The sequence below is a fragment of the Streptomyces sp. NPDC048349 genome (assembly GCF_040651925.1).
Classification (GTDB): Bacteria; Actinomycetota; Actinomycetes; order Streptomycetales; family Streptomycetaceae; genus Streptomyces.
In genome coordinates this window covers 15020-38220 of the sequence record NZ_JBEZLA010000067.1, presented here as the reverse complement: position 1 = coordinate 38220, position 23201 = coordinate 15020, and the positions used below count along the sequence as shown (strand labels likewise).

Annotated in this window: 18 protein-coding genes; 2 read left to right on the top strand and 16 right to left on the bottom strand. The window is 72.6% G+C overall.

What is annotated here, in order from left to right; all coding sequences use genetic code 11:
- Positions 1-186 precede the first annotated feature (186 nt).
- Complete coding sequence (gene gcl, locus AB0D44_RS28835) at positions 187-1974, bottom strand: glyoxylate carboligase (RefSeq protein ID WP_362596219.1); 1788 nt, start codon at positions 1972-1974, stop codon at positions 187-189.
- 234 nt (positions 1975-2208) lie between these two features.
- On the opposite strand from gcl, the gene AB0D44_RS28830 reads away from it, so the two are divergent.
- Together AB0D44_RS28830 and AB0D44_RS28825 are read left to right on the top strand one after the other, a co-directional pair.
- The gene (locus tag AB0D44_RS28830; protein ID WP_362596217.1) at positions 2209-3054 is read left to right on the top strand and encodes a hypothetical protein; all 846 of its coding nucleotides are present in this window, start codon (positions 2209-2211) and stop codon (positions 3052-3054) included.
- 100 nt (positions 3055-3154) lie between these two features.
- Positions 3155-3643 (top strand): glutathione peroxidase, encoded by a 489-nt coding sequence (locus AB0D44_RS28825; RefSeq protein ID WP_362596215.1) that lies wholly within the window; start codon positions 3155-3157, stop codon positions 3641-3643.
- A 74-nt stretch (positions 3644-3717) separates the two neighbouring features.
- Here AB0D44_RS28825 and AB0D44_RS28820 read toward each other — a convergent pair whose 3' ends face one another.
- The 15 genes from AB0D44_RS28820 to AB0D44_RS28750 all read right to left on the bottom strand — a co-directional run bounded on the left by AB0D44_RS28820 (position 3718) and on the right by AB0D44_RS28750 (position 23179).
- Positions 3718-4527: a hypothetical protein gene (locus tag AB0D44_RS28820; RefSeq protein WP_362596213.1), complete on the bottom strand. Its 810-nt coding sequence runs from the start codon at positions 4525-4527 to the stop codon at positions 3718-3720.
- Positions 4528-4556: 29 nt separating this feature from the next.
- On the bottom strand, positions 4557-5306 hold the full coding sequence (locus tag AB0D44_RS28815; RefSeq protein ID WP_362596211.1) for a 4'-phosphopantetheinyl transferase superfamily protein: 750 nt from the start codon (positions 5304-5306) through the stop codon (positions 4557-4559).
- A gap of 41 nt (positions 5307-5347) precedes the next feature.
- Positions 5348-6397: a C45 family peptidase gene (locus tag AB0D44_RS28810; RefSeq protein WP_362596209.1), complete on the bottom strand. Its 1050-nt coding sequence runs from the start codon at positions 6395-6397 to the stop codon at positions 5348-5350.
- Positions 6394-7041, bottom strand: a complete 648-nt coding sequence (locus AB0D44_RS28805; protein WP_362596207.1) for a GNAT family N-acetyltransferase — start codon at positions 7039-7041, stop codon at positions 6394-6396. The genes AB0D44_RS28810 and AB0D44_RS28805 overlap by 4 nt, the downstream gene beginning before the upstream one ends.
- A gap of 3 nt (positions 7042-7044) precedes the next feature.
- Positions 7045-7341 carry an acyl carrier protein gene (locus tag AB0D44_RS28800; protein WP_362596205.1) on the bottom strand — a complete coding sequence of 99 codons (297 nt, stop codon included), beginning with the start codon at positions 7339-7341 and terminating at the stop codon, positions 7045-7047.
- Positions 7331-8866, bottom strand: coding sequence for an AMP-binding protein (locus AB0D44_RS28795; protein ID WP_362596203.1), 1536 nt, complete (start codon positions 8864-8866; stop codon positions 7331-7333). Before AB0D44_RS28795 ends, AB0D44_RS28800 begins: the two co-directional genes overlap by 11 nt.
- Positions 8863-12210, bottom strand: coding sequence for an amino acid adenylation domain-containing protein (locus tag AB0D44_RS28790; RefSeq protein ID WP_362596201.1), 3348 nt, complete (start codon positions 12208-12210; stop codon positions 8863-8865). Before AB0D44_RS28790 ends, AB0D44_RS28795 begins: the two co-directional genes overlap by 4 nt.
- Positions 12207-14504 (bottom strand): class I tRNA ligase family protein, encoded by a 2298-nt coding sequence (locus AB0D44_RS28785; protein WP_362596199.1) that lies wholly within the window; start codon positions 14502-14504, stop codon positions 12207-12209. The genes AB0D44_RS28790 and AB0D44_RS28785 overlap by 4 nt, the downstream gene beginning before the upstream one ends.
- Positions 14501-15601, bottom strand: a complete 1101-nt coding sequence (locus AB0D44_RS28780; RefSeq protein ID WP_362596197.1) for an FAD-dependent oxidoreductase — start codon at positions 15599-15601, stop codon at positions 14501-14503. The genes AB0D44_RS28785 and AB0D44_RS28780 overlap by 4 nt, the downstream gene beginning before the upstream one ends.
- A complete protein-coding gene (locus AB0D44_RS28775) occupies positions 15589-16908 on the bottom strand; it encodes a SidA/IucD/PvdA family monooxygenase (protein WP_362596195.1) in 1320 nt (439 codons plus the stop codon). Before AB0D44_RS28775 ends, AB0D44_RS28780 begins: the two co-directional genes overlap by 13 nt.
- A 79-nt stretch (positions 16909-16987) precedes the next feature.
- Positions 16988-18262, bottom strand: coding sequence for an MFS transporter (locus AB0D44_RS28770; protein ID WP_362596193.1), 1275 nt, complete (start codon positions 18260-18262; stop codon positions 16988-16990).
- Positions 18252-19619 carry an ATP-grasp domain-containing protein gene (locus AB0D44_RS28765; RefSeq protein WP_362596191.1) on the bottom strand — a complete coding sequence of 456 codons (1368 nt, stop codon included), beginning with the start codon at positions 19617-19619 and terminating at the stop codon, positions 18252-18254. The genes AB0D44_RS28770 and AB0D44_RS28765 overlap by 11 nt, the downstream gene beginning before the upstream one ends.
- Complete coding sequence (locus AB0D44_RS28760; RefSeq protein WP_362596189.1) at positions 19616-20812, bottom strand: saccharopine dehydrogenase C-terminal domain-containing protein; 1197 nt, start codon at positions 20810-20812, stop codon at positions 19616-19618. Before AB0D44_RS28760 ends, AB0D44_RS28765 begins: the two co-directional genes overlap by 4 nt.
- On the bottom strand, positions 20802-21899 hold the full coding sequence (locus AB0D44_RS28755) for a saccharopine dehydrogenase (RefSeq protein ID WP_362596187.1): 1098 nt from the start codon (positions 21897-21899) through the stop codon (positions 20802-20804). The genes AB0D44_RS28760 and AB0D44_RS28755 overlap by 11 nt, the downstream gene beginning before the upstream one ends.
- A gap of 110 nt (positions 21900-22009) precedes the next feature.
- Entirely contained in the window at positions 22010-23179 is a 1170-nt protein-coding gene (locus tag AB0D44_RS28750) for a cytochrome P450 (RefSeq protein WP_362596185.1), read from the bottom strand.
- Positions 23180-23201 lie beyond the last annotated feature (22 nt).

Here is a 23201-nt window from a genome sequence, read left to right as displayed (position 1 = left end):
ACGTCCAGTACGGGGGCATCCGGCCGGCACGCCGAGAGCACGCACCGGACACCGCTCCTTCACCACGGACCTCCGTCAGACACCCCCTAGCCGGGCAGGCAGGCACGGCCCTGGATACAGGACGACCCCCGCCCTCCTGACGGAGGAGCGGGGGTCGCTCGTATTGCTGTCCTGCCGGCCCGTCGATCAGACCTTGAGGGACTTGATCGCGGTCGGGGCGTGGCCCGGCTCGGTCGCGAGCTCTTCGAACTCGGTGACGTCGCTCATGTCGACCGTCTTGCTCATCGAGATGTTGGTGACGCGCTCCAGGATGGCCTCGACGACGACCGGGACCTGGAACTCCTGGGCCAGCTTCTTGGCCTGCTCGAAGGCGGCGCCCAGCTCGTTGGGGTCGGTGACGCGGATGGCCTTGACGCCCAGGCCCTCGGCGACCTTGACGTGGTCGACGCCGTAGACGCCGATCTCCGGGGTGTTGATGTTCTCGAACTCGAGGTTGACCTCGAAGTTGATGCCGAGGCCGCCCTGCGCCTGACGGATCAGGCCCAGGTAGGCGTTGTTCACCAGGACGTGGACGTAGGGGACCTTGTGCTGCGCGGCGACCGCGAGCTCCTCGATCATGAACTGGAAGTCGTAGTCGCCGGACAGGGCGACGATCGGGGTCTCGGGGTCGGCGGTGGCGGCACCGATCGCGGCCGGGATGGTCCAGCCGAGCGGGCCGGCCTGGCCGCAGTTGATCCAGTGGCGCGGCTTGAAGACGTGCAGCATCTGCGCGCCGGCGATCTGGGAGAGGCCGATGGTGGTGACGTAGCGCGTCTCCGGGCCGAAGGCCTTGTTCATCTCCTCGTACACGCGCTGCGGCTTCATCGGGATGTTGTCGAAGTGCGTGCGGCGCTGGAGGGTGGCCTTGCGCTCCTGGCCGGAGGCGGCCCAGGCGGAGAAGTCCGGCAGCTTGCCCTCGGCCTTGAGCTCCTTGGCGACCTCGATGAAGAGCTCCAGGGCGGCCTTGGCGTCCGAGGCGATGCCGAAGTCCGGCGCGAAGATCTTGCCGATCTGGGTGGGCTCGATGTCGACGTGGACGAACTTGCGGTCGCCCAGGTACGCGTCGAGGTTGTAGCCCGTGTGACGGTTGGCCCAGCGGTTGCCGATGCCGAGGACGAAGTCCGACTCCAGGAAGGTCGCGTTGCCGTAGCGGTGCGAGGTCTGGACGCCGACCATGCCGGCCGCCAGCTCGTGGTCGTCCGGGATGACGCCCCAGCCCATGAGGGTGGAGATGACCGGGATGTTGGTCAGCTCGGCGAACTCGACGAGCAGGTCGGAGGCGTCGGCGTTGATGATGCCGCCGCCGGCGACGATCAGCGGGCGCTCGGACTCCAGCAGGAAGCTCAGGGCCTTCTCGGCCTGGGCACGGCTGGCCTGCGGCTTGTAGACCGGCAGCGGCTGGTAGGTCTCCGGGTCGAACTCGATCTCGGTCAGCTGGACGTCGATCGGGAGGTCGATCAGGACCGGGCCGGGGCGGCCGGAGCGCATCAGGTGGAAGGCCTGCTGGAAGACGCCGGGGACCTGGGCGGCCTCCAGGACGGTGGTCGCGGCCTTGGTGACCGGCTTGGCGATCGAGGCGATGTCGACGGCCTGGAAGTCCTCCTTGTGGAGCTTCGAGACCGGGGCCTGACCGGTGATGCACAGGATCGGGATCGAGTCCGCGATCGCCGAGTACAGGCCGGTGATCATGTCGGTGCCGGCGGGGCCGGACGTACCGATGCAGACACCGATGTTGCCCGCCTTGGCACGGGTGTATCCCTCGGCCATGTGCGAGGCGCCCTCGACGTGGCGGGCCAGCGTGTGGTTGATGCCACCCACGTTCTTGAGCTCGCGGTAGAACGGGTTGATCGCAGCGCCGGGCACGCCGAAGGCTTGCGAAACGCCCTCGAGCTTGAGGATCTCCACTGCAGCGGCGGCGGCTGTCATACGGGGCATCGAGTTCTCCTGCGGGTCCGACGGTCAGGCTTTTCCGTAATCCGGAAGTTTTGTTCTGCTATACGGAACAAGCTAAGCGGCGGCTTCCCCGACGTCAAGGCGGCAGGGGAGGCCGGATAGCACCAAAAGCCGCGTCTCGCTCCGTGAGTTGCACAAATGGGGGGCGGAGTCGCCTCGACGGTCGCGCGTGGTGGAGCATGGACCTACGCACAGCGACGGAGGGGGTCAGGTCTCATGGCGGAAGCGGTACCGGTGCGCTGCCCGGCGTGCCTGCGCGAGAACGGCTACACCGTGCCGGTCTATCCCTGTGCCTGCGGGAGCCCGGTCCACCCGCCGCTGGACCTGTCCGCGCCGCCCGAGCCGCTGACGCACCGGACCTGGTCGGACAGCTGGGTGGCGGTGCGCTGCGCGTCCTGCGGGCGGGAGAGCGAGTGGCCGCATCCCGAGGTGGGGTGCGGCTCGTGCGGGACGGTGGTGCGGATCGCGGTGCACCCCGTGCACCCGGAACCCGCGGCGGCCCCGGCCGGGGGCGGGCCGGGCGGCGGCTCGGGGGCGGAGCCCTCGGCCACCCGTACGCCGGACCCCGACCAGCAGGCCGGTCCGAGGTCCGGCGCGCGGCCCGGCGGCCGCGGTGACGTCCCGCGCGACCGGTCGTCGGCGCACCCGTCACCGCCGTCGGCCCCGCCGGTGCCGCGCCCCGCGTTCCGGCCGGTGACCATCCGCACGGCCCGCGACGCGGTGGCGACCGCCGCGCTCTACCTGCGCTGGCTGGGCTTCCAGGACGTACGGCAGCCCGACGGTCGCCCGATCCCCTCCGCGGCCGTGGACCTGCGGGCGCCGGGGCTGGTCGCGCAGGTGGACCCGACCACCGCGCCGGCCGGGCTGCGGGCGGTGGAGTGCGTATGGCTGAACGGACTGACAGCTTCCGCGACCAGCGTCTACTTCTCCCTCGCCGGGTACACGGAGGACGCCCGCACCCGCGCGGACGATCTGGGGATACCGCTGTTCGTCATGGACCTCACGGGCATGCCGCAGCCCGTGAACGATCCGGCGGACGAGCTGGTCGGTACGGGCGCGTAGAGCCGGCGCCGCCGCTCGGCCGGGCGGGCCGGGCGGGCCGGGCGGGCCGGCGATCACCTACGCTCGGGGGCGTTGTCCGCTTCCTGCCGAGGAGAGCCCGATGAGCCTGTACGACATCCCGCTGACCACCCTGTCCGACGAGCCGACCAGCCTCGGGGCCCACAAGGGCAAGGCGATCCTGCTGGTCAACACCGCCTCGCAGTGCGGGCTCACCCCGCAGTACTCGGGACTGGCCCGGCTGCAGTTCGCGTACGAGGAGAAGGGCTTCACCGTCATAGGTGTGCCCTGCAACCAGTTCGGCGAGCAGGAGCCCGGCAACGCCGAGGACATCCAGACCTTCTGCGCGGCCGGTTTCGGCGTCACCTTCCCGATCCTGGAGAAGTCCGAGGTCAACGGCGAGAACCGGCACCCCCTCTACCAGGAGCTGGTGAAGACCCCGGACGCCGAGGGCGAGGCGGGGGACATCCAGTGGAACTTCGAGAAGTTCCTGATCTCCCCCGCCGGTGAGGTCGTGGCGCGCTTCCGCCCGCGCACCGAGCCCGAATCCCCCGAGGTCATCGCCGCCATCGAGGCGCACCTGCCCGCCTGAGCCGCGTAAGCGCGGAAGGGTACGACTGATGCCCGGGCCGTCTGCGGCCCGGGCATCAGTCGTACCCCCGTCGGTCAGACCTCCGCCTCGTAGCGGGCCGTCAGGACCTGCCAGGCGGCCAGCAGCTCCGCGGAGCGGTCGGCGGCGGCCGGGTCGGGCGAGCGGACCGACAGCCGGGAGCCGGACGCGACCGAGCAGTGGTAGACGCCCGAGTCGGGGGCGAACCAGGCTCGCAGCAGCCAGCCGGGCGGCGGCGACGGAGGGCCGACGTGGTCGTAGACGAAGACGGGCTCCTCGGGGTGTGACGGGCCGCGTGCGGCGGACGGGCCGGCGGCGGACGGGGCAGCGGCGAGCGGTGCGCCGTGCGCTGTGGTGAGCGGGCACGGTGCCGTGAGCAGGCCCGGTACGGTGATCTCCGCGAGATCGCGGTCGGCGACCTGCCAGCGCGCCATCAGGGCCCGCCAGGCCAGGTAGGCGGGCGCGTCCGCACGCGGTGCCGGGTCCCGGTCCGCGCGGGGCGGGCCCGCGGGAGCAGTGGCCCGGTCCGTGGGAAGGGCAGCGGGCGGGGCAGTGGGCCGGGCAGCGGCAGCCGGGACCGCCCCGGCCGCCATCGCGGCGATCGCGTCCAGCAGTCCGGCGGCCCGGGCCGCGGCGGCCGGCTCGCCCCGGTACCGCAGCCGCAGCTCGGGCCCGTCCCACCCGCCGGTCACCTCGGCGGCGGCCCCCTCGTACCGCAGGACCCGGCCGCGCCGCCCCGCGTGCCAGCCCCCGGGCGGGGAGTCCTCGCCCGTGAGGGCGCGGGAGACGGCGCGTGCCAGGTCGGCGGTGCCGAGCCCGGGGGCGACGGCGTGCAGCCTGAGCAGGGCGGCGGTGGGTCGGGTCATCGTGTGCGTCCTCGATGCGTGGGTGACGGTCACAGGGTCAGGACGAAGGAGTCCGTGTCCTGCGAAGGGGGCGCCGGCGTGGGCCGGTCCCGCCCGAGCAGCTGGTTCAGCGACATCGGGGGCCGGTCCCGGGTGACCACCGCGGCCACGGCCGCCGGGAGCGCGCCGCGTGCCGCGAGTGGTTCCGTGCGGCCGTACCAGGCGTCCGGGGGCCCGTGGCCGACGATGCCGCGCAGCGCCACGGTGCTGCCCGGGCCGAGTGCGAGATCGACCTCCTTCGCACCCCGGGCGAGCCCTTGGCCGGTGGCTTTGACCGCGGCCTCCAGCAGGGTCCACGCCGGGAGGAAGACCTCGGGTTCGGCGGTGACCGGCAGGGCGGGGTAGACCGTGGCGAGCGCGTCCAGGGCCGCGGGCATCGGCCGCAGCCATTCGATGTCCACGCCGATCGGGCCGGTGTCGGCCGCTGCGAGGAGCAGCAGCCGTTCCGAGCGCGACCAGCTGATGTGCAGGTGCGGATGGTCCGGCAGATACGGTTTTCCGTGCGGCGTGTGAGCGACGCGCAGCTCCGCCGGGGGGACGGCGAGCCGCTCCCCCAGGAGCTCGCGCACCGCCAGCCGGGCCCGCAGGAAGCGGCGGGTGGTGGACGCGTGGGTGAACTCCGCAGCGCGCCTGTTCTCCTCCGGTGTCGCACGGGCCCTCGGGCCGGGGCGGGTGCCGGTGTCCGCGTACCGTGCCGGTGACCACGCGTGCTCGTCCAGATCCACCAGCCATACGTCCATGTGTTCTCCTCCTTTCGGTGGTGCAGGGGCCGGGGCGGCCGCTACAGGCGGAATACCTGGGTGGCGCTGAGCGACGGATCGCCCGGACGTACGTGCAGCTCGCCCCGGTCCGGCAGCATCACCACAGCCGCGACCGTCCGCTCGGCGCGGATGTCGCCCCGGTCCGGCACGCAGATCGGCGGTACCGACAGCAGCCCGAAATGGGCCTCGGCGTCCGAGCCGGGGGGCAGCGCGGCGAGTCCGGCACCGGCCGCCTTGAGCCTGCGGACCGAGGAGTTGCGGGCGAAGACGTTGATCTCGTCGCCCGCGACGAAGTCGGGGTGCAGGAAGTGGTTGGCGTGGACGGCCTCCGGGCCCTCGACGACGCGCAGTTCGTCGCCGAGGACTTCGACGTAGACGGCGCGCCCGCGGTCGCACAGGACGAGCGTGCGGGAGCTGGCGAGCGGCAGCCCGCGCAGGATCTCCAGGGCCTCGGTGACGCTGCCCGCGGAGTCCAGGAGGTGCCGGATGGCGAGGTAGGGCGGCACACCGGGGCGCCAGTCGCCGCCCAGCACCAGGTTGAGGCCGATCGCGAGGCCGTCGCTGTTGAGGCCGAGGTAGCCGAGCAGCCCGCCGAAGCTCAGGACGAGGGAGCGCCGCCCGGGCCGGTCGGACCGCTCCACCTCCAGCACGCTCAGGTAGTCGTCCAGATCACCGTTGAGGTCGATGGTCTGGGCGAGGACCGGGCCGCCCGCGCCGGTGCGGGCGTAGGTCGTGCAGTCGCCCATGGTGGGCACCTTGCGGTAGCCCATGATCTCGCGGCGCAGCTGCAGCAGCCAGGCCTCGTGCTCCTCGATGCCGGCCCCGGCCGCGAGGCCGGAGACCTCCTCGGCGAGGGCGGGGACCGCCGCCGTGACCGCCGCCCGGTAGGCGGCGATCGACGGCAGCAGTCCGGCCGGCGAGACGGGCTCCTGCATGACCTTGTTCAGTCGGCAGAGCGAGTCGTCGAGGAAGGCGCGCAGGGGACCGGCGAGGGCCTGTCCGTGGGCGCGCCCCACGGCGAACGGGTCGCCCGACGCGTGGATGAGGGGTATCTCCCCGCCGCGGGTCATCGGGCGGCGCTCAGCACCGCGGCGTCCTGCGGCTCCTGCGGCTCCTGGGGGGTGACCTTCGGCTTCGTGGCGAGCTCGGCCTCCACGCGGGGCCATTCGGCGCGCAGGACGCTGTAGAAGATGGCGTCACGGCGGCGGCCGCCCGGCATGAAGTTGAAGCTGCGCAGGGTGCCTTCCTCGACGGCTCCGATGTTGCGCAGACCGCGGCGGGCCTGGATGTTGAGGATGTCCGTCTTGAACTCGACGCGTTCGGCCCCGAGGACGTCGAAGGCGTGGCGCAGCAGCAGGTACTTGGCCCAGCGGTTGATGCCCTTGCCGCGGAAGTCGCGGCCCAGCCAGGACCAGCCGATCTCCAGGCGCTTGTCGGCCTCGGCCATGTTGCCGAAGCTCATGCTGCCCGCGACGCGGCCCGAGGCCTTGTCGACGATGACGTAGACCGCGCGGCGTCCGGCGGCGTGGTCGGAGAGGCAGGCGTCGAAGAAGGTGGCGTAGTCGGCGTCGTCCGTGACCGCGGAGACGAAGTAGCGCCAGATGTCGGGGTCCATGGCGACGGCGCGCACGGACTCGCGGTCCGCTTCGGCGACCGGCCGCAGCAGGACGTGCTCGTTCTCCAGGACCGCTGCCGCATTCTGGGACCAGGACATGATTCAGACCGCCTTGTTGTTGCTGTGCCGGGTGAGGGACTCGAGGACGTTGCGCAGGGTGAGCATGTCGGCGAGGTCGTGCTCGGTGAAGTTGGCGAGGTCGACGTCGGTCGCCTCGCACACCTCGGTGAGGAAGAGGACCTTGTTGAGGGAGGTCAGGCTGTAGGAGCCGGCCATGTCCGCGTCGAGCTCCAGCTCCTGCGGGGGGACCTCCGGGTCGAGGACGGCGGAGAGGGCCTCGCGGGCCGCGTTCTCGAGGGCGGCGTCGATACCGGTGTCGATGGCGGTGTCAGGGTGCATGGATTCCTGCCTTGCTGTCGTGGAGGCCGGCCCGGTAGGCGGCCAGGATCCGGGGTCGTTTGGGCTTGTACTGCGAGGTGAGCAGGTCGTTGTCGATGCTGAACGGCTCGTCGGCGATGAGGACGCGGCTGATCTGCTCGTCTTTGCCGAAGGTGGCGTTGGTCAGGGCGAGTTGGGCGAGGACGGCGTCCGGGTCTGCGGGCAGCGCCGCCGGTGAGACGACCGCGACCAGGTCCGTCTGCGTGGGGCAGAACAGGACGCATTCGGCGATGGCCGGACTGGTGCGCATGTGCTCTTCGAGCGGGCGGACGATGACCTTCTTGCCGTTGTCCAGGACGATGACGTCATCGGCCCGGCCCCGGATGAAGAGGAACCCGTCCTCGTCGATGTAGCCGAGGTCGCCGGTGCGCACCGTGCCGTCCGCGTCGAAGACGCGCTCGGAGTCCCCCGGTTTGGCGTACGTGTAGCCGTAGCCGACCGGATGGTCGCTGCGGACGCTGACCACCCCGTCCTCGTCGAAGAGCACTTCCTTGCCCGGCAGGACGCGCCCCACGCTGCCCTCGCGGGTCGCGCCGGGGTGGTTCTTCGCGACGATGCAGGTCTCGTTCAGGCCGTAGCCCTCGTAGATGGGCAGCCCGGCGTCCGTGAAGAAGCGCAGCATCGCCGCGTCAGCCGGTGCGGAACCGGTCCACAGGTAGCGGATCCGGTCGCCGAACAGGTGGCGGGCGGCCTCTCCGGCGCTCGCCGTACCGCCCGAGCGCCGCATGCGGGACTCGACTTGGCGCTTGGCCGTCTCGTAGAAGGCCGGCACGCCCATGACCACGGTCGGCTTGACCCGGCGCATCGCCGCGAAGGCCGCCTCGTAGGTGCTGATCGTGACGTCGTGCCCGTGGGCCAGCGCCGAGTAGATCCAGTAGCGCTGCTGGAGCAGCGACAGCGGCAGGAAGACGAACAGGTCGTCCCCCGGCGCGTGGTGGAAGATCTCCTGCACCGCCGCGAGCGAGCTGTCGATGCTGCCGGCCGTCGCGCCGAGCCCCTTGGGGGTGCCGGTGCTGCCGGAGGTGAACTTGATGGTGGTCACGTCGCGGGGGCCCCACGTGACGGGTGCCGGGGCCGGCGCGTCGCCCGGACCCGTCGCCGGCTCCGAGAGTGCGCGGACCTCGCTCATCGGCACGCACCGGGGGGTGTCGGCGGGCCGGTCGGTGAAGAGCAGGGTCAGGTCGTAGCGTCCGATCAGGTCGTCCGCCGGGTCGAACTTGCCGGGCTCGAACCCTGCGGTCTGCGCCTTCAGCCGCAGCGCCGCCAGGTCCAGCAACACCCACTCGAGGCTGTTCGCGGCCAGGATGCCGATCCGGTCGCCCGGCCCGACACCCCGCTCCCGCAGGTGCCCGGCGAGCCGCCCCGCCCGCTCGTACAGCTCCGGCAGGCCCATGGTCTGCGTCCCGTCCAGCCGGGCGAAGGAGATCCTGCCGCCGGACGGAGCCGTGGAGACGATCCGGTTGATCACCGATGTGATGACGGTCATCGCTGCGCCCCCGCCCGCTGCGCGTCGAGGGCCCGGCCCAGGGCGTGGACGCAGTCCATCTCGGCGAACGCGTCGAGCGGGACGGAGACCCCGAACTGCTTGCGGACGGCGGTCAGGATCCGTGCGGCGGCGATGGAGTCGCCGCCCAGTGAGCCCAGGCTGTCGTGGATGCCGACCTGCTTGCCGGGCAGCACCTTCGTCCACATGGCGACCAGGGTCTTCTCGGTCTCGGTGGTGGGTTCGCCGCCGCTGCGGGTCTGCGGTGCGGGGGCCGCCGCCTCGACGGCCGCCGTGGCCAGCTTGCTGCGGTCCACCTTGCCGTTCTTGGTCAGCGGCAGCTCCGTGTGCCAGACCACGGCGGTGGGCACCATGTAGTCGGGCAGATCACGGCGCAGCGCGTCGCGCAGCGCGGCGTCGGTGGGGCGGTTTTCGCCGTCCGCCACCAGGTGGGCGATCAGGCGGGCGCCCTGGGCGCCGGCCTGGCCCGCGACCACGGCCTTGGCGACGCCGGGTACGGCGACCAGGCGGGTCTCGACCTCCCCGGCCTCGATGCGGTAGCCGTTGACCTTGATCTGGAAGTCGCTGCGGCCCAGGATCTGGATGTTGCCGTCGGGCAGCATCCGGCCCAGGTCCCCGGTGCGGTACATCCGTTCGCCCCGCACGGCGTCGTGGAAGAACCGCTCGGCGGTGCGTTCCTCGTCGCCCCAGTACCCGCGGGCCAGGCCGGTGCCCGCCGCGCAGATCTCGCCGGTCACCCAGTCGGGGGCGTCCAGGCCGTCCCGGTCCAGTACGTAGGCGCGGTTGTTGGCGTTCGGGCGGCCGTACGGGATGGACTCGCTGCCGTCCTCGTCCGGGCCGACCGGGTGCAGGATGTTCCAGATCGTCGTCTCCGTGGGGCCGCCCAGGGAGATCACGTCGAGGTCGGCCTTGAGCGTGCGCAGCGCGGCCGGCAGGGCCGGCGGGACACGGTCGCCGCTCATCATCACGAGGCGCAGCGCCGGCGGGACCACCCCGTCCGCGACCGCCTGGTCGTGCAGCAGGTTCACGATCGCGGGAACGGAGTTCCACACCGTCACCCCCGCGCTCTCGCACAGGTCCAGCCAGTGCGCCGGGTCCACGGCCTTGTCCCGGTCGGGCATGACCAGGGCCGCGCCCGCCGACAGGGCGCCGAAGACGTCCCACACCGACAGGTCGAAGTTGAAGGCGCTGATGGCGAAGAACCGGTCGGTGGGGGCGATGCCGAAACGCTTGTGGCAGTCGGCGACCACATTGGCGACGTTGCGGTGCGTGACCATGACGCCCTTGGGCGCGCCGGTGGTGCCCGAGGTGTAGAGCACGTAGGCGAGGTCGTCGGGGTCCGAGCCGGGCAGTCGGGCGGGCACCTCGGGCGGGGCGTCCGCGAGACCGGTGCCGCTGCCGGCGCCGTGGTCCGTGATGTCGAGGCGCATGACCTCCCGCTCGCCGCTGGTGTCCTGCCAGTCGGCGTTGGTGAGGACGCGGCGCACCCGGCCGTCGCGCAGCATGTAGTCCTGCCGCTCGGCGGGCAGGCCCGCGTCCACGGGCAGGTAGGCCGCTCCGGCGAGCACGGTGGCGAGGATGCCGACGAGCTGCTCGGGACCGCGGTGCATCACCAGGCCGACCAGCTCGTCCCGGCCGACGCCGCCCTCGCGCAGCCAGCGCGCCGCGGCGGCGGCCCGGTGCAGCAGCTCGCCGTAGCCGACCTCGCGGTCGCAGGTGAGGACCGCGGCCGCGTCCGGGGTCCGCAGGGCCTGCTCCACGAACGCGTCGCCGAGCATGGTCGCCGGCAGCGGGACCTCTGTGTCATTGGCTTCGCGGCGCCGCTCGAGCTGTGCCCCGGGCAGCAGGTCGAAGGAGGTGCGCTGCCAGGAGTGCAGGTCGGTCAGGTCCTCCAGCAGGGTCTGGTAGCCGTGGGTGAAGGCGTCCAGCAGCCCCTCGGGGAACAGTTCGTCGATGCCGTCGAGCTGGACGACGAGACCGCCGTGCTGCTCCATCGCGAAGGCGTTGAGCCAGACCTGCGGGGTCTGGGAGACCGTGAAGACCTCCGGGCCGAACAGTTCCAGGGCCGTGCCGTCGGCCTCGGCGTTGCCGTGGCCGATCGCGCTGTTGAAGGTGAAGGGCATCCGGGCGCCCGCCACGCCGCCGCGGCGGCGCGCCAGTTCCTGCATGACCTGGCCGCCGGAGAAGTGCCGGTGGTCGAGGTCCTTGCGCAGCCGGGTCTGCAGGGCGCGGGCCCGCTCCACGAAGGGGAGGCTGCGGTCCACCTCCGCTTCGACGAGCAGGGTGTCCGAGAAGTTGCCGATGGCCTCGAACACGCGGGGGTGGATGGGCGGACGGTTGGCGACCGTGGTGTTGATCGTGAACCGGGCTCCGGCGCCCCAGGTGGCCAGGGTCTCCGCGTACGCCGCGAGCAGCACCGCCGACGGGGTCAGGCCGGCGTCGGCGGCCCGCTCCTTGAGGTCCTCCCACGCCTCCTGGTCGAGGCAGACCCGGCGCTGGGAGAACCGGGACGAGGACAGCGCCGAGGGGCTGGTGCGCAACGGCAGGTCGGGGTGCGGGGCGAGGTCGTCGACGCGGGCGAGCCAGTAGTCGCGCGAGCGGCGGGCCGGGGCGCGGTCCCGCCCGGCCTCCACGGCCGTGACGTAGTCCTCGTACAGCAGCTCCTCCGGTGCGCCGGGGCCGGCGCCCTGGTACTCCCGCCACCAGGCGCGGAAGAACAGGAACATGCTGATCCCGTCCATGACCAGCCCGTCGTGGCTGACGTGCAGCACCATCCTGTCGTCGGCGAGGACGGTCACCTCGACGGCGAGCAGCGGCGCCCGGTCGGCGGGCAGTACGCGGTGCGAGCGCTCCTCGCGCAGTTCGCCGCGGATCCGGTCCTGCTCCTCGGGGCTCTTGGAGCGCAGGTCGAGGCGCGGGATCCGCAGGGGGGTGCGGCGGATTTCGGCGATCTGCCGGTCGTCGGTGCAGAAGCGCGAACGCAGGGCGCTGTGGGCGTCGACGACGGCCGCCAGCGCCTCCTCCAGGCGGTCCACGTCCCAGGAGCCCTCGATCTCGTGGTAGACGTGGCTGGCCACGTCGCCGATCTCGAAGATGCCGCTGCGGCCCAGCAGGTAGGCGCGCTGCAGGGTGGTGAGGGGGAAGCCCGGCCCGTTCTTCTCCTCGTCGAGGAGGTGGGCGATCAGGTCTTCCTTCACGGCCTTGATCCGCGCGATGAACTCCGGTTCCATGTTCTGCCGGCCGCCCCGCAGGCGCAGGTCGCTGCCGGACAGCTCCACGAACAGGCCGCGGTCCTCGATCTCACGCAGTACCTCGCGGACGCTCATCGGGCATCCGCCTCGACCAGCTCGGTGACGGCGGTGTCCTCGGCGCGCTCCTCCACGAGGGCGGCGAGCGCGGCGATGTCCTCGGCGTCGATCAGCTCGTCGAGGGTGACGTCCACGTCGAGTGCCTCGAGGATCTGGTATTGCAGCGTGACGGCCTGCAGGGAACTGGTCCCGAGGGCGTTCAGGCCGCGTGTGGCGACCACCTCGTCGGCGGGCAGCTGCAGCAGGGTCCGTACGAGCCCGCTCAGCCAGTCGGCCAGGCGCGGGCCGGCGGTGGGGGCGGCGGCGTCCGTCGCGGTGGCGTCGGCGGCCGGCCGGTCGGTCCGGACGAAGAAGACGGCCTCGGCCAGGCGGATCTCGCTGCCCGGGGCGACGAGTTCGACCGTACGCGGCCACGCGGTGGGCACGGGCAGCGAGATCGCCTCGGCCACGCGGGCGGCGAAGCGGGGCATGACCGGGGCGGCGACGTGGGCGAGCAGCCGGGCCGCGGCCAGTTCGAGGGCGATGGCGGTGCGCGCTTCGCTCTCCCAGCCGGCGGTCTCGGCGAGCAGGCCCTCCTTGCGGGAGAACCGCACGGTGTCGTTGACGATGCCGTCGAGCTCGGCGGCGGCCTCGTTGAGGGAGAAGCCCTCGGAGCCGAGGCTGGCGGAGACGGCGGCCAGGCGGTTGCCGAGGCGGCCGAGGAAGGCGGAGTGCTCCGGCGTCCAGGTACCGGCGTCGGGGGCCGCGCCGCCGTAGTGCTTGGCGACCCGGGACCCGAGGTCGTTCAGCCAGGCCTGCCACGTGCCGATCAGGGTGTCTTCGAGGGTCGCCTCGTACGCGGCGCGCTGGAAGTTGGTCCGCTCGGCCTCGGGGCGGGTGCGGGAGAGGAAGTAGCGGACGGCGTCGACCGAGTCCGGGCCGAGGATCTCCTTGCCCCAGATGGCGTGGCGGCGGCTGGTGGAGAACTTCTGGCCTTCCAGCAGGTAGAACTCGTTGACGTGGTAGTCGATGTCCGGCGTCCAGCCCGGGAAGGCCAGCTTGTACAGGGCCGGGTAGAGCACCGAGTGGTAGAAGCTGTTGTCGTAGCCGAAGAAGTGGACGATCTTCCAGTCCCGCTCCGGTTCGGCGGCCTTCCAGTTCTCTCCGAGCCGGGCGCCGAGGGCCTGGATGCCGTACAGGAAGCCGTAGGACATCTCGGGCCACACCCAGATGACCTGCCCGTCCAGGTCCTTCTCGGCCGGGGGAACGCCCCAGGAGGAGGGGTGGCTGACGGGGATGTCGAGGCTGGGGCGGCGGAAGAGGCGGTCGGTGAGCTCGCGCAGCCTGGCCGGGACCCGGCCCAGGCGGTGGTGGGCGTCGAGGTCCTCGCGGAACTCGTGCAGCGGGAGCGACCAGCGGGAGACCGGGCCGCGCCGCGGAGGGGCCGGGGAGAGGGCGGAGACCGGGTCGGTCAGGTCGGTGACGACGTTGGGCTCGCCGCACTGCTCGCAGATGTTGCCGCCGGCGCCCGAACCGCAGCCGGGGCAGTCGCCCTTGACGTCCACCTCGTAGAGGTACTGGCCGTTCTCGGCGTCGAACAGGGCGTCCGCCTCGGTGACCGTGACCCGGCCCGAGGAGACCGTGCGGGAGAAGAAGTCCTGCAGACCGGCCCGGTAGCCCGGCGCGGTGTCGGTGACGGTGTACTGGTCGAGCGAGATGTCCATGAGCTCGAGCGTCTTGGCTATCTCGGCGCTGTAGTGGGCGGCGGCCTCCGCCGGCTCGACGCCGTCGGCGGCGGCCGCGGCGACCACGTAGCTCTGGTAGTCGTCGCTGCCGGTCAGGTGCCAGGCCTTGGTGCCGTTCAGCCGCTGGTGGCGGACGAAGACGTCGGCCCCGAGGTAGGGGCCCGACAGGTGGCCGAGGTGCAGGTCGCCGTTGGGGGTGGGCGGGGTGGAGAAGACGAAGACCGGGCGGTCGCCGAAGTCCTTGCGCTCGGCGCTGAGCGCCGAGGTGAGCGCGCGCCCGGCGTCCCGCCAGTACTGGGTGAGGAAGACCAGGTCGGTGTCCCCGGTGTTCTCCAGGACGTGACTCTCGAACGGCTCGAAGAGGACGACGGTGCCGGGCGCAGCGGGGTGGCGCTCGCCGTCGACGATGAACTCACCCCGGCCGCTGACGATGACGAAGAACTCGGTCTCGTCGTGCTGGTGGCTGTCGGAGCTGGTGCCGGGCGAGACCCGGCCCCAGCCGGCGCCGACGCCCAGACCGTGGATGTCGCTCATGTCGATGCCGAAGGCCTCGCTGAGCACGGTGGCGTCATAGGTGTTGATGATCACGAAACGTCGTCCTTTCCGGGGGACGGAGCGAGAAGCAGGTGCGCGGTCTCGGCCGCGATGGCGGGGGCCAGCCGGTACCCGGAGCCACTGGCGGCGCCCGCGAACACCACGCGGCCGTCGGCCGTGAGCGGGCGGACGAGTGGTTCGAAGCCGGGGCCGTACGCGTCGCAGAAGACGCGTCCGGAGACGCAGTGCTCGATCAGGTGGGGTGCGAAGCGGGCCAGGACGGCGAGGGCCGCGTCCCGGTCGCCGGGTGTCAGGCTCGAGGCGACGGTGTCGGGATCGACGTCCCATTCCTGGCAGGTGTAGCTGAACAGCCAGTGCCCGCGCTCGTGGTAGGGCAGGAGGAAGGCGTCCTCGTCCTGGAAGACCACCGCCCGGTCCCCCGCGGCGGGCGGGACCTCGATGTGCAGGGCCACGATCTTCTTCACCCGGGCCCCGAGCGGTGCGACGAGGTCCTTCCAGGCGGGGGCCGCGAGCCAGGGGCCGGGGGCCAGGACCACCTGTCCGGCACGGAGCGTGCCGCCCGTGCCCAGGGAGAGCTCCACCGAGTGGGCGCCGGGCGTCACCGCGGTGACCTCGACGCCCTCGCGGAACTCCACGGTGCGGCGCAGATCGCGCGCCAGCAGCTGGGTGAGGGCGTGGACGTCCGCGTACTGGCAGCCGTCGCCCTCCCAGGCGGCGGTGCCCTCCGGCAGCAGGGCGGTCTTGCCCGCCACCTCGCGGACGGGCCGCAGCCGTGCCTGCGGCAGGTAGACCTCCTGCAGCCGCTCCTGCGCCGAGGCGGGCGCCACCACCGTCATGTCCAGGCCGTGGATCGGCAGTTCGGGGCGGGCCGCCTTGAGCGCCGCGTAGCGCTCCTGGCTGTGGGCGGCCATGGCGCGGATCCGCTCCGAGGAGCCGCGGGGGAAGTGCAGCCCCGCCGAGCGGCGGGTGGCGCCGCTGCCGACCGCGTCCCGCTCCAGGACCACCAGGCGGGCCTGCGGCTGCCGGGTGAGGATCTCCTGGGCGATGGTGAGGCCGAGGACGCCGCCTCCGACCACGGCGATGTCGTACGCCGCCGGTTCCTGCCGCGGCGGGGTCGTCACGCGGTCCATGCGGCGCTCGCCTCGGGGGACTTGGCGGACCACTCGATGAAGGACGCCAGCTGCTCGTCGCTGCGCACCCCGCACAGCCGGTCCGCGATGCGCTGGCTGCGCCAGGCGTTCAGGCTGAGGTTGGGGTCGGCCAGTCCGCGCTGCCCGCGCGCCGCGTTCTGGACGAAGATGCTGCGGTCGGCCGGGCCGTCCCAGCGCACCGCGAAGTCCTCGTCGATGCGCAGCTCGTCGCCGTCGCGTTCCAGCCGGTCCGCGATCGGGGCGAGGAAGTCCATCCGGGCCGGCCGGAAGCCGGTGGCCCAGACGACGACGTCCGCGTCGAAGTGCTCCGCGGGGGCGCCGGGCTCGTCGTTGTGCCGGACGGTCAGGTCCCAGCCCCCGACGGGGTTCTCCTCGACGGCGACGACGTCGCGGTTGGGGTGCAGCCCGACGAGGTCGCTGTTGCCCTCCACGAAGCGGTGGACGTAGACGGCCTGGTAGACGTCGCGCAGGGTGGACTCGGAGATGCCGTCGCTGCTGAGGACGTGCTGGGCGTTGAAGCTGGCGCGGGCCTCGGGGCGCAGGCCGTAGAAGTAGTCCGAGTGGGACGGCATGTAGTAGTCGTTGGTGAAGGGCGAGTCGTCGATCGGGAAGTAGTTGCGGCGGCGCGAGATCCACGAGACGCGGCGCGGCCGTTCGCCGGCGGGCCGGGAGATCAGGTCCAGGAAGGCCTCGGCGCCGGACTGCCCGCCGCCGACCACGACGACGCGCTTGCCGCCCAGGTTCCGGGCCGCCTCGACGTAGTCGTTGACGTGGAACTGGGTCGCGCCGAGCGTGCCCTGGGGCGGGACCCAGGGCTGGTTGCCCACGCCGACGACGATGTTGTCGGCCGTCACCGTGCGGCGGTCGGTGCGCAGGGTGAAGACCTCGTCGAAGCCGACCTCCTCCACGGTCTCGCCGAAGACGACGTTCGGGTTGCGCCGAGCGGCCCAGGCCAGGTAGTTGCGGAACTCCAGCCGCGGTACGTCGGCGAACTGGGCGTTGAGGAAGTGGTACACCCGGCCCTGGTCGTGCAGGTAGGACAGGAAGGAGAAGGGGCTCTGGGGGGCGGCGAGGCTGACGAGGTCCTTGAACATCGAGACCTGCAGCGTGGCGCCGGGTATCTGCTGGTTGTCGTGCCAGCCGAAGGCTTCCTTCCGGTCGATGAAGAGGTTGTCCACCTCCGGGCGGCCGTGGAGCAGTGAGGCCAGGCTCAGGTTCGCGGGGCCCACTCCGATACCGATGCAGCGGTAGTGGTCGGACCCGGGACGGACGGGGTTGGTGCTCATGCGGTCGTCTCCTTCGAGGCGTGCCGGTGGCTGACCGGCCGAGTCGTGCTGATGAGGGCGGTACGTGCGCAGGCGGGGGTCACGCGGCGGGCGAGGGTGCGGGACGGCGTACGGCGATCAGTCCGAAGACCGTGGCGAGCAGCGACCCCACGGCCACCACGGGCCAGACGAGACCGTCCAGCCGCAGGTAGAGCCAGCTGCCGATCATCGGACCCACGGCGGTGCCCAGACCGAACATGAACTGGAAGCTGCCGATGTAGCGGGAGCGCAGCCGTGCCGGGCCGGCGGTCGCGGGATAGGCGAACACCGCGGGACCGCCGATGATCTCGCCGATCGACCAGATGAGCGTGCCGACGATCACGGCCGCGGGCCCGAGGGGCAGACCGTAGAAGGCCACACCGGCGCCGACCAGCGCGAATCCCAGACCGATCGTCACCTTCAGCGGCCACTCCTGCGAGAGCTTGGTGAGCAGCAGCTCGAAGGCGATGACGATGAACCCGTTGAGCGAGACGGCGAGGGTGTACCAGAAGAGCGCCAGCCCCTCGTCCTTCATGTACAGCGGCAGCGTGGACAGGTACTGCATGTACACGGCCGCGTGGCAGAAGGCCGCGATCAGGTAGAGGAGGTACCGCCGGTCCCGGATCACCGCGGCGTACCCGCCGGGCGCCGCGTCCGCGTCCGCGTCCGTCGCTGCGCCGGCCGGAGCGGGGCCGACCCGGGCGGGCAGTGTCGCCCAGGCGAACGCCGCGTACACCAGGGCGATCACGGCCTCGCCCCAGAAGAGCAGGGTGTACCCGTGGCCGCCCGCGTTGTAGAGGGCGAAGCCGACCAGCGGTGCGGCCGTCGCGCCCAGGTTGAGCCCGAAACGGTACATCGCGAAGATCATGACCTGCCGGTTCTCGGCGGTCAGTTCGGCCAGCAGCGTCGCCGAAGCCGGCCGGAAGAGCTGCGAGCCGAGGCTCACCAGGGCGATCGCGGCGAGCAGCGCCGGGAAGCTCGGCACGTAGAGCAGGGCGGCGGTGAGCACGCTGGTGCTGCCCATCGAGACGACCGTGGCGTTGCGCACGCCCATCCGGTCGGCCAGGGTGCCGCCGATCAGCGAGCCGGCGACGGCTCCCGCCCCGTAGACGCCCAGGGCCAGGACGGTGCTGCCGTCGGAGTAGCCCTTGGCGGTGAGGAACAGGACGAGGAAGATCTGGAGGAAACCGCTGAGGCGGTTGACCAGGACCCCGGCGAGCACGGTCTTCACCGCGAGCGGGGCGTCGCGGAAGGTGCCCCAGACGGTGGCCCGCCCCCCCCTCTCCGCGGTCAGGGTGCCGGCGTCCGCGGCCTCGGTGGTGGTGTCAGAGGCCATGCCCTTCCACCCTCCCCACGGTCAGCGTCACCGCGGCGCGGACCCGGCGCTCCAGCTCGTCCAGCTCCTGCGCGGAGGGGGCGTCGATGAGGAAGGTGACCGCCCGGTCGTCGGAGCTGGCCAGCGGCGTCAGCCGGGCACCCTTCTCCTTCAGCACCAGGACCGCCCGCAGTGCCGCCGGCGCGTCGGGCTCGCCCGGGGTGATCTCCGGCCAGATCCCGCCCTCGCCGACCCAGACGGGGGCGATCCCCGGCCAGTCGACGGAGACGTCCTCCAGGGTGCCGGGAGTGTGGTCCAGGTAGACCTGGCGGGTCCAGCGGCGCGGCGCCGGGTAGTCGGCGGGCTCGCCCAGCGCGATCTTGACGATCTCGGGCTCCAGGGGGCGGCCGGTGGCCAGGTGGTACAGCGCGAGCAGACCGTCGCCCGGCGTCCGGGCGGCGACCTCCATCAGGTAGGCCCGCCCGTCCGCGCCCGTGCGCCACTCGGCGTGGGCGATGCCGTCGCGGAAGCCGAGGGTCTGCAGCAGCCGGCGGTTGGCGTCCAGCAGGTGCTCGTCCACCCCGGGGCGGGCGTTCGGGACCGAATGGGACAGCTCCACGAAGGAGCGGGCGTCCGACTCGGTGGTCTCCTTGCTCGTGACCGAGGTGAAGACGATCTCGCCGCCCTGCACCAGGCTCTCCACCGAGTACTCGCGGCCCTCGACCTTCTGCTCGACCAGCAGGGTCTCGTACTCGGGGTAGCCGGCCAGCTCGGCCCGCAGCTCGGTCGCGTCCGCGACCGTCACCACGCCCGAACTGGAGTGGCGGGTGGCGGGCTTGGCCACCACCGGGTACGGCAGCCCGTCGAGGGCGGTGTCCTCGCGCTCCCCCGGCGGGATCACCAGGGAGGCGGGGCTGAACTCGTCCAGGTACCAGCGCTGCAGGTACTTGCTGCGGCAGGCGCGGGTGGCCCGCAGCCCGGGGCCGGGCAGGCCGAGCGCGTCGCCCAGCAGGCCGGTCGGCTCCACCAGCGTCTCGCCCACGGCGTACGCGCCGACGATCGTGTACGTGTGCCGCCAGGCGCGGGCGCGGGCGATGAAGCCCGGCAGGAACGATCCCTCCTGGTCGAGGGAGCCGTCCACGAAGGCGATGTCGTCGAGCAGGAACGCCGGGTGCTCCGGGTCCTTGCGGGCGGCTTCCGCGGCGTCGCGGTAGCCCGCCGGGGTGATGAGCAGGACCTTCAGGCCGCGCGCGGCGAGCTCCGCCAGGTAGCGGGGATTGCGGCACACGACCCAGAAGGCACCGGTGAGGACGAAGGCCTCGGGCGCGGCCTCGGAACCGGCCGCCACAGCGGCTTCGGGTTCTGTTGCGGTGGTCATGCGTCGGCTCCTCGGGGGGCGGGGACGGTGTCGGTGAAGGTGCTGCCCAGACCGCTGGAGTCCAGGAAGGCCATCCAGCGGGCGGCCTCCTCCTCGGACTGGCCGGCGCGGTGCAGACCGGGGGGCAGCGCCCCGGCCAGCAGGCGGGTGACGCCGTAGGCGACCGGCAGCGACACGGCGCGGGCCATTGCGCTCTCCGACTCCTCGCCGGTCAGGTCCATCAGGTAGGAGCCCTGCCAGCGCTTCCCGTCCGCGGCGCGCACGTCCAGCGCCACGGAGAGGACCACGCGGTCGCGGTCGGCCTCGGTGGTCGGGTGCCGTTCGGCCAGTTCCTTGGCGAGCCGGCGGACCTGTACCGCGTCACCGGAGGCCACGACCTGGAAGACCGGCTCCCAGGCGGCGCGCCAGCCGGCGTTGCGCAGGGTGCCGCGGACGAAGGTGCGCAGGTGCCAGCCCTCGGGGATGCCGTACTGGGACACGAAGGGCACGCTGTCGCGGTTGGGGTAGACCTCGAAGTCCTCGCCGGCCAGGCGGTGGACGGTGGTGGCCTCCCAGGGGCGGGCGGCGGTGCTCTCGACGCCGTCGGCGATGTGGCGCGCGGCGGAGCCGAGGGCGGCGAGCACGCCGTACGGCGCCCAGCTGAAGCGGTAGCGGAACTCGTTGGGGACGGCCGGAATGCCGCCGCAGTAGGAGGTGAAGTCGACCGACTCGGCGGTGTCCCCGATGGCCTCACGGGCTCGGGCGACCAGCAGGTGGGCCATCAGGTGGTCGATGCCCGGGTCGAGTCCGGCCTCGGTCAGGACCACCACGCCCGCCTCGGCGGCGCGCTCCTCGAGCTCGGCGATCTCCTCGGAGACGTAGCTGGTGCAGGCGAAGTGCGCCCGGCGGTCGATGGCCAGGCGCAGCAGCCGCGGGTGTTCGGCGGCGGGCAGCATGGACACGATCACGTCCCCGGCGCCCACCTCGGCCTCCAGGGCCCCGTCCGTCAGGGCCCGTACCTCGGCGTGGCCGGTCAGGCCCAGAGCGGCGAGCCGGTCGGCGGCGCGCTCGGCGGTGCGGTCCCACAGCACGACGTGGCCGGCCTGCGCGCACAGCAGCCCGAGGCCGCTGCGGCCGGTCGAGAGGCCGGTGCCTATCCAGTGGACGGTGCCGCTGGCGGGCACCGGGGCGGGCGATATCCGGTCAGCGGGCATCGGCGTACTCCTTGCGTTCGTCGTCGTCCGCGCGGTCCCCGGCGGCTTCGTCCTTCCCGGCCCCGCCGACGGCGGTCTCGAAGACGCCCAGGCAGCGGGTCCAGACCGGATCCGCCCCGCCCAGGTTCGCCAGGAGGGGCCACAGCTCCGCCGAGAAGGCGCGGCTGGCCTCCACCGGTAGCAGCGAGGGCAGGTTGTCGATGGCGATGAGGTCGGCCGGCCGGTCGCCGTCGCGCAGGCGGCGTACGGGTCGGTCCCAGTCGGTGAGTTCGGTGTAGACCGGCAGGACGTTGCAGGCCGAGGTCACGTCACAGGTGACGTCCGACACCACGGAGAGGCGTCGGGGGCCGTCGAGGTCCGCGTGGGTCAGGAACGGCGGCGTGGGCCGGTTCATCAGGACGGTGTTGACGAGGATGTCGTGGTCCAGCAGGGCCGCGCGGTCCAGCGTGGCCGTCTCCTGGACGTCCCACCGGGTGGGGGTGAGTCCCGCCGCGGTCAGGGCGTCGCACGCACCGCGGCCGCTGCGCCCGAGGGCGCCGATGACCAGCGCGCTCCCGTTCTCGCCGGGCTCGTTCAGCAGGGCGTCCAGCGCCTCCAGGCCGGTCGGGACCAGCGGGGTCCGCAGCCGCCCGCGCCGGTGCAGGACGGCCAGCGCCGCCCCGACGTAGCCGGCCCAGTAGCCGAAGGCCGCCAGCCGCCGGCCGTCGGCGCCGGTCAGGTACTCCAGGTCGAGGAGCGCGCCCCCGCCCGCCGTGAACCGGGCGAGCAGCTCGCTCGCCCCGGTCTGGCCCTTGTAGGCGTGGCCGAAGTAGATGTGGCGGTGGATCAGCTCCTCCGGGGCCTCGGGGAGCTCCTTCAGGCCCAGGATGTGGGCGCTGCCGGGCGCATCGGTCCAGCTGCCCGCCGCAGCGGTGCGGCAGCCCGCGGCGAGGTAGTCCTCGAGGGGGAAGACGCGCTGCGCCGATTCCTCCACCGTGATCTCGACGCCCTGGCCCACCAGGCGCGCGGCGTCCTCGGGGACGAGGGGCGCGCGGCGCTCGCTCGGCCGGGATTCGGCCCGCATCCAAAGGTGCGGATTGTCCGACATCTTTATCTCTTCTCCCTCATGAGGAAAACTGCTGACTTATAGTCATAAGTCTGATGAAAATGGGCAGGCGGTAGCCTTGGGTGTGCTCACTGCGGAGGCGGATCGCGCCGCTACAGCACCGGGATCCTGGCGTTGGCCAGCGGTCGGTACGTCACCTCGGCCGGCCCGAACGGCCCGGACGGCAGGCACGCGGGGTCGAATCCGGAGTCCAGCAGCGTCCCGACGACCGCGTCGGCCATGGCCACCGCCAGGTTCTCTCCGGGACACCGGTGGGCGGCGGCGCCGAAGGTGAAGACCGCCGGCGCCTCGCGGCCGGGCCGGAAGGAGTGCGGATCGGGGTTGACCGCCGGGTCCCGGTTGGCGGCGGCGAGCAGCACCAGCACCTGCTCGCCCGGCGCGACCTCCGCGTCCCCGTGCCGGAACGGCTCGGCGGCGAAGCGGCGGGTGTTCTGGATCGGCGCGTCGTGCCGGACCACCTCGCGGACGAACGCCTCCCGCTCGGCCGGGGACTTGGGAGTCTCCTGCCTGGTCAGCGCCAGCAGCGTGTTCCCGATCAGCCCGGCCGTGGCGTCGTACGTCTGGGACAGGAACCCGACCGCGTTGGCCAGCAGCGGAGCCGTCCGGGTCCAGGAGGCGTCGCGCGCCGCCCGTACGAGCGCGGCGAGCAGCCCGGTGCCGGCCTCCTCTGCGGCCCCGGCCGCCCCCGCGTCCTCGATCCCGGGGCCGAGCAACTCCCGCAGCCCGGCCGCGGCGAGCGCCGCCGACCGCTGCTGCTCCGGGGTGGCCAGGGCGGGGATGCACTGGACGAACTCGCCGATCAGCCGCGCGGCCTGCGCCGAGCCGTCCGCGTCCAGTCCGCACAGACCCGCCACGACCCGGGCGGGAACGGCGAACATCAGCTCCTCGAAGGGGACTTCACCACCCGTCGCGAGGGCGGCCCGGGTCTGCTCGGCGGCCAGCCGGGCGGCGTACGCGGGATCGGTGCTCCCCAGCGCCTGGGCGACCACGCCCTTCAGACGCTGCTGGAGGTCGCCGTCGGTCATCCGCACCAGATCCCCGAACACCTCGCCCGCGGCGGTGCCGACGATTCCGGCGGGCACCGGCTCGGCCACCGGGCGGACCCGCAGGGCGGCGGAGCCCAGCACGGCGCGCACCGCCGCCGCGTCCGCCGCGACCCAGGCGTTCACGGCCGGGTCGTAGGCGAAGGGGCGCGTCGCCACCAGCGCCGCGTAACCGGGGTACGGGTCCGCCAGCCTGACCGCCTCGATCGGGTTGGTCATCCGGGTGCTCCTTGCTGGGTGC

Coding starts and splice junctions, on each gene's coding strand:
- gcl (WP_362596219.1), bottom strand. CDS start 1,974: ATGCCCCGTATGACAGCCGCCGCCGCTGCAGTGGAGATCCTCAAGCTC.
- AB0D44_RS28830 (WP_362596217.1), top strand. CDS start 2,209: ATGGCGGAAGCGGTACCGGTGCGCTGCCCGGCGTGCCTGCGCGAGAAC.
- AB0D44_RS28825 (WP_362596215.1), top strand. CDS start 3,155: ATGAGCCTGTACGACATCCCGCTGACCACCCTGTCCGACGAGCCGACC.
- AB0D44_RS28820 (WP_362596213.1), bottom strand. CDS start 4,527: ATGACCCGACCCACCGCCGCCCTGCTCAGGCTGCACGCCGTCGCCCCC.
- AB0D44_RS28815 (WP_362596211.1), bottom strand. CDS start 5,306: ATGGACGTATGGCTGGTGGATCTGGACGAGCACGCGTGGTCACCGGCA.
- AB0D44_RS28810 (WP_362596209.1), bottom strand. CDS start 6,397: ATGACCCGCGGCGGGGAGATACCCCTCATCCACGCGTCGGGCGACCCG.
- AB0D44_RS28805 (WP_362596207.1), bottom strand. CDS start 7,041: ATGTCCTGGTCCCAGAATGCGGCAGCGGTCCTGGAGAACGAGCACGTC.
- AB0D44_RS28800 (WP_362596205.1), bottom strand. CDS start 7,341: ATGCACCCTGACACCGCCATCGACACCGGTATCGACGCCGCCCTCGAG.
- AB0D44_RS28795 (WP_362596203.1), bottom strand. CDS start 8,866: ATGACCGTCATCACATCGGTGATCAACCGGATCGTCTCCACGGCTCCG.
- AB0D44_RS28790 (WP_362596201.1), bottom strand. CDS start 12,210: ATGAGCGTCCGCGAGGTACTGCGTGAGATCGAGGACCGCGGCCTGTTC.
- AB0D44_RS28780 (WP_362596197.1), bottom strand. CDS start 15,601: ATGGACCGCGTGACGACCCCGCCGCGGCAGGAACCGGCGGCGTACGAC.
- AB0D44_RS28775 (WP_362596195.1), bottom strand. CDS start 16,908: ATGAGCACCAACCCCGTCCGTCCCGGGTCCGACCACTACCGCTGCATC.
- AB0D44_RS28770 (WP_362596193.1), bottom strand. CDS start 18,262: ATGGCCTCTGACACCACCACCGAGGCCGCGGACGCCGGCACCCTGACC.
- AB0D44_RS28765 (WP_362596191.1), bottom strand. CDS start 19,619: ATGACCACCGCAACAGAACCCGAAGCCGCTGTGGCGGCCGGTTCCGAG.
- AB0D44_RS28760 (WP_362596189.1), bottom strand. CDS start 20,812: ATGCCCGCTGACCGGATATCGCCCGCCCCGGTGCCCGCCAGCGGCACC.
- AB0D44_RS28755 (WP_362596187.1), bottom strand. CDS start 21,899: ATGTCGGACAATCCGCACCTTTGGATGCGGGCCGAATCCCGGCCGAGC.
- AB0D44_RS28750 (WP_362596185.1), bottom strand. CDS start 23,179: ATGACCAACCCGATCGAGGCGGTCAGGCTGGCGGACCCGTACCCCGGT.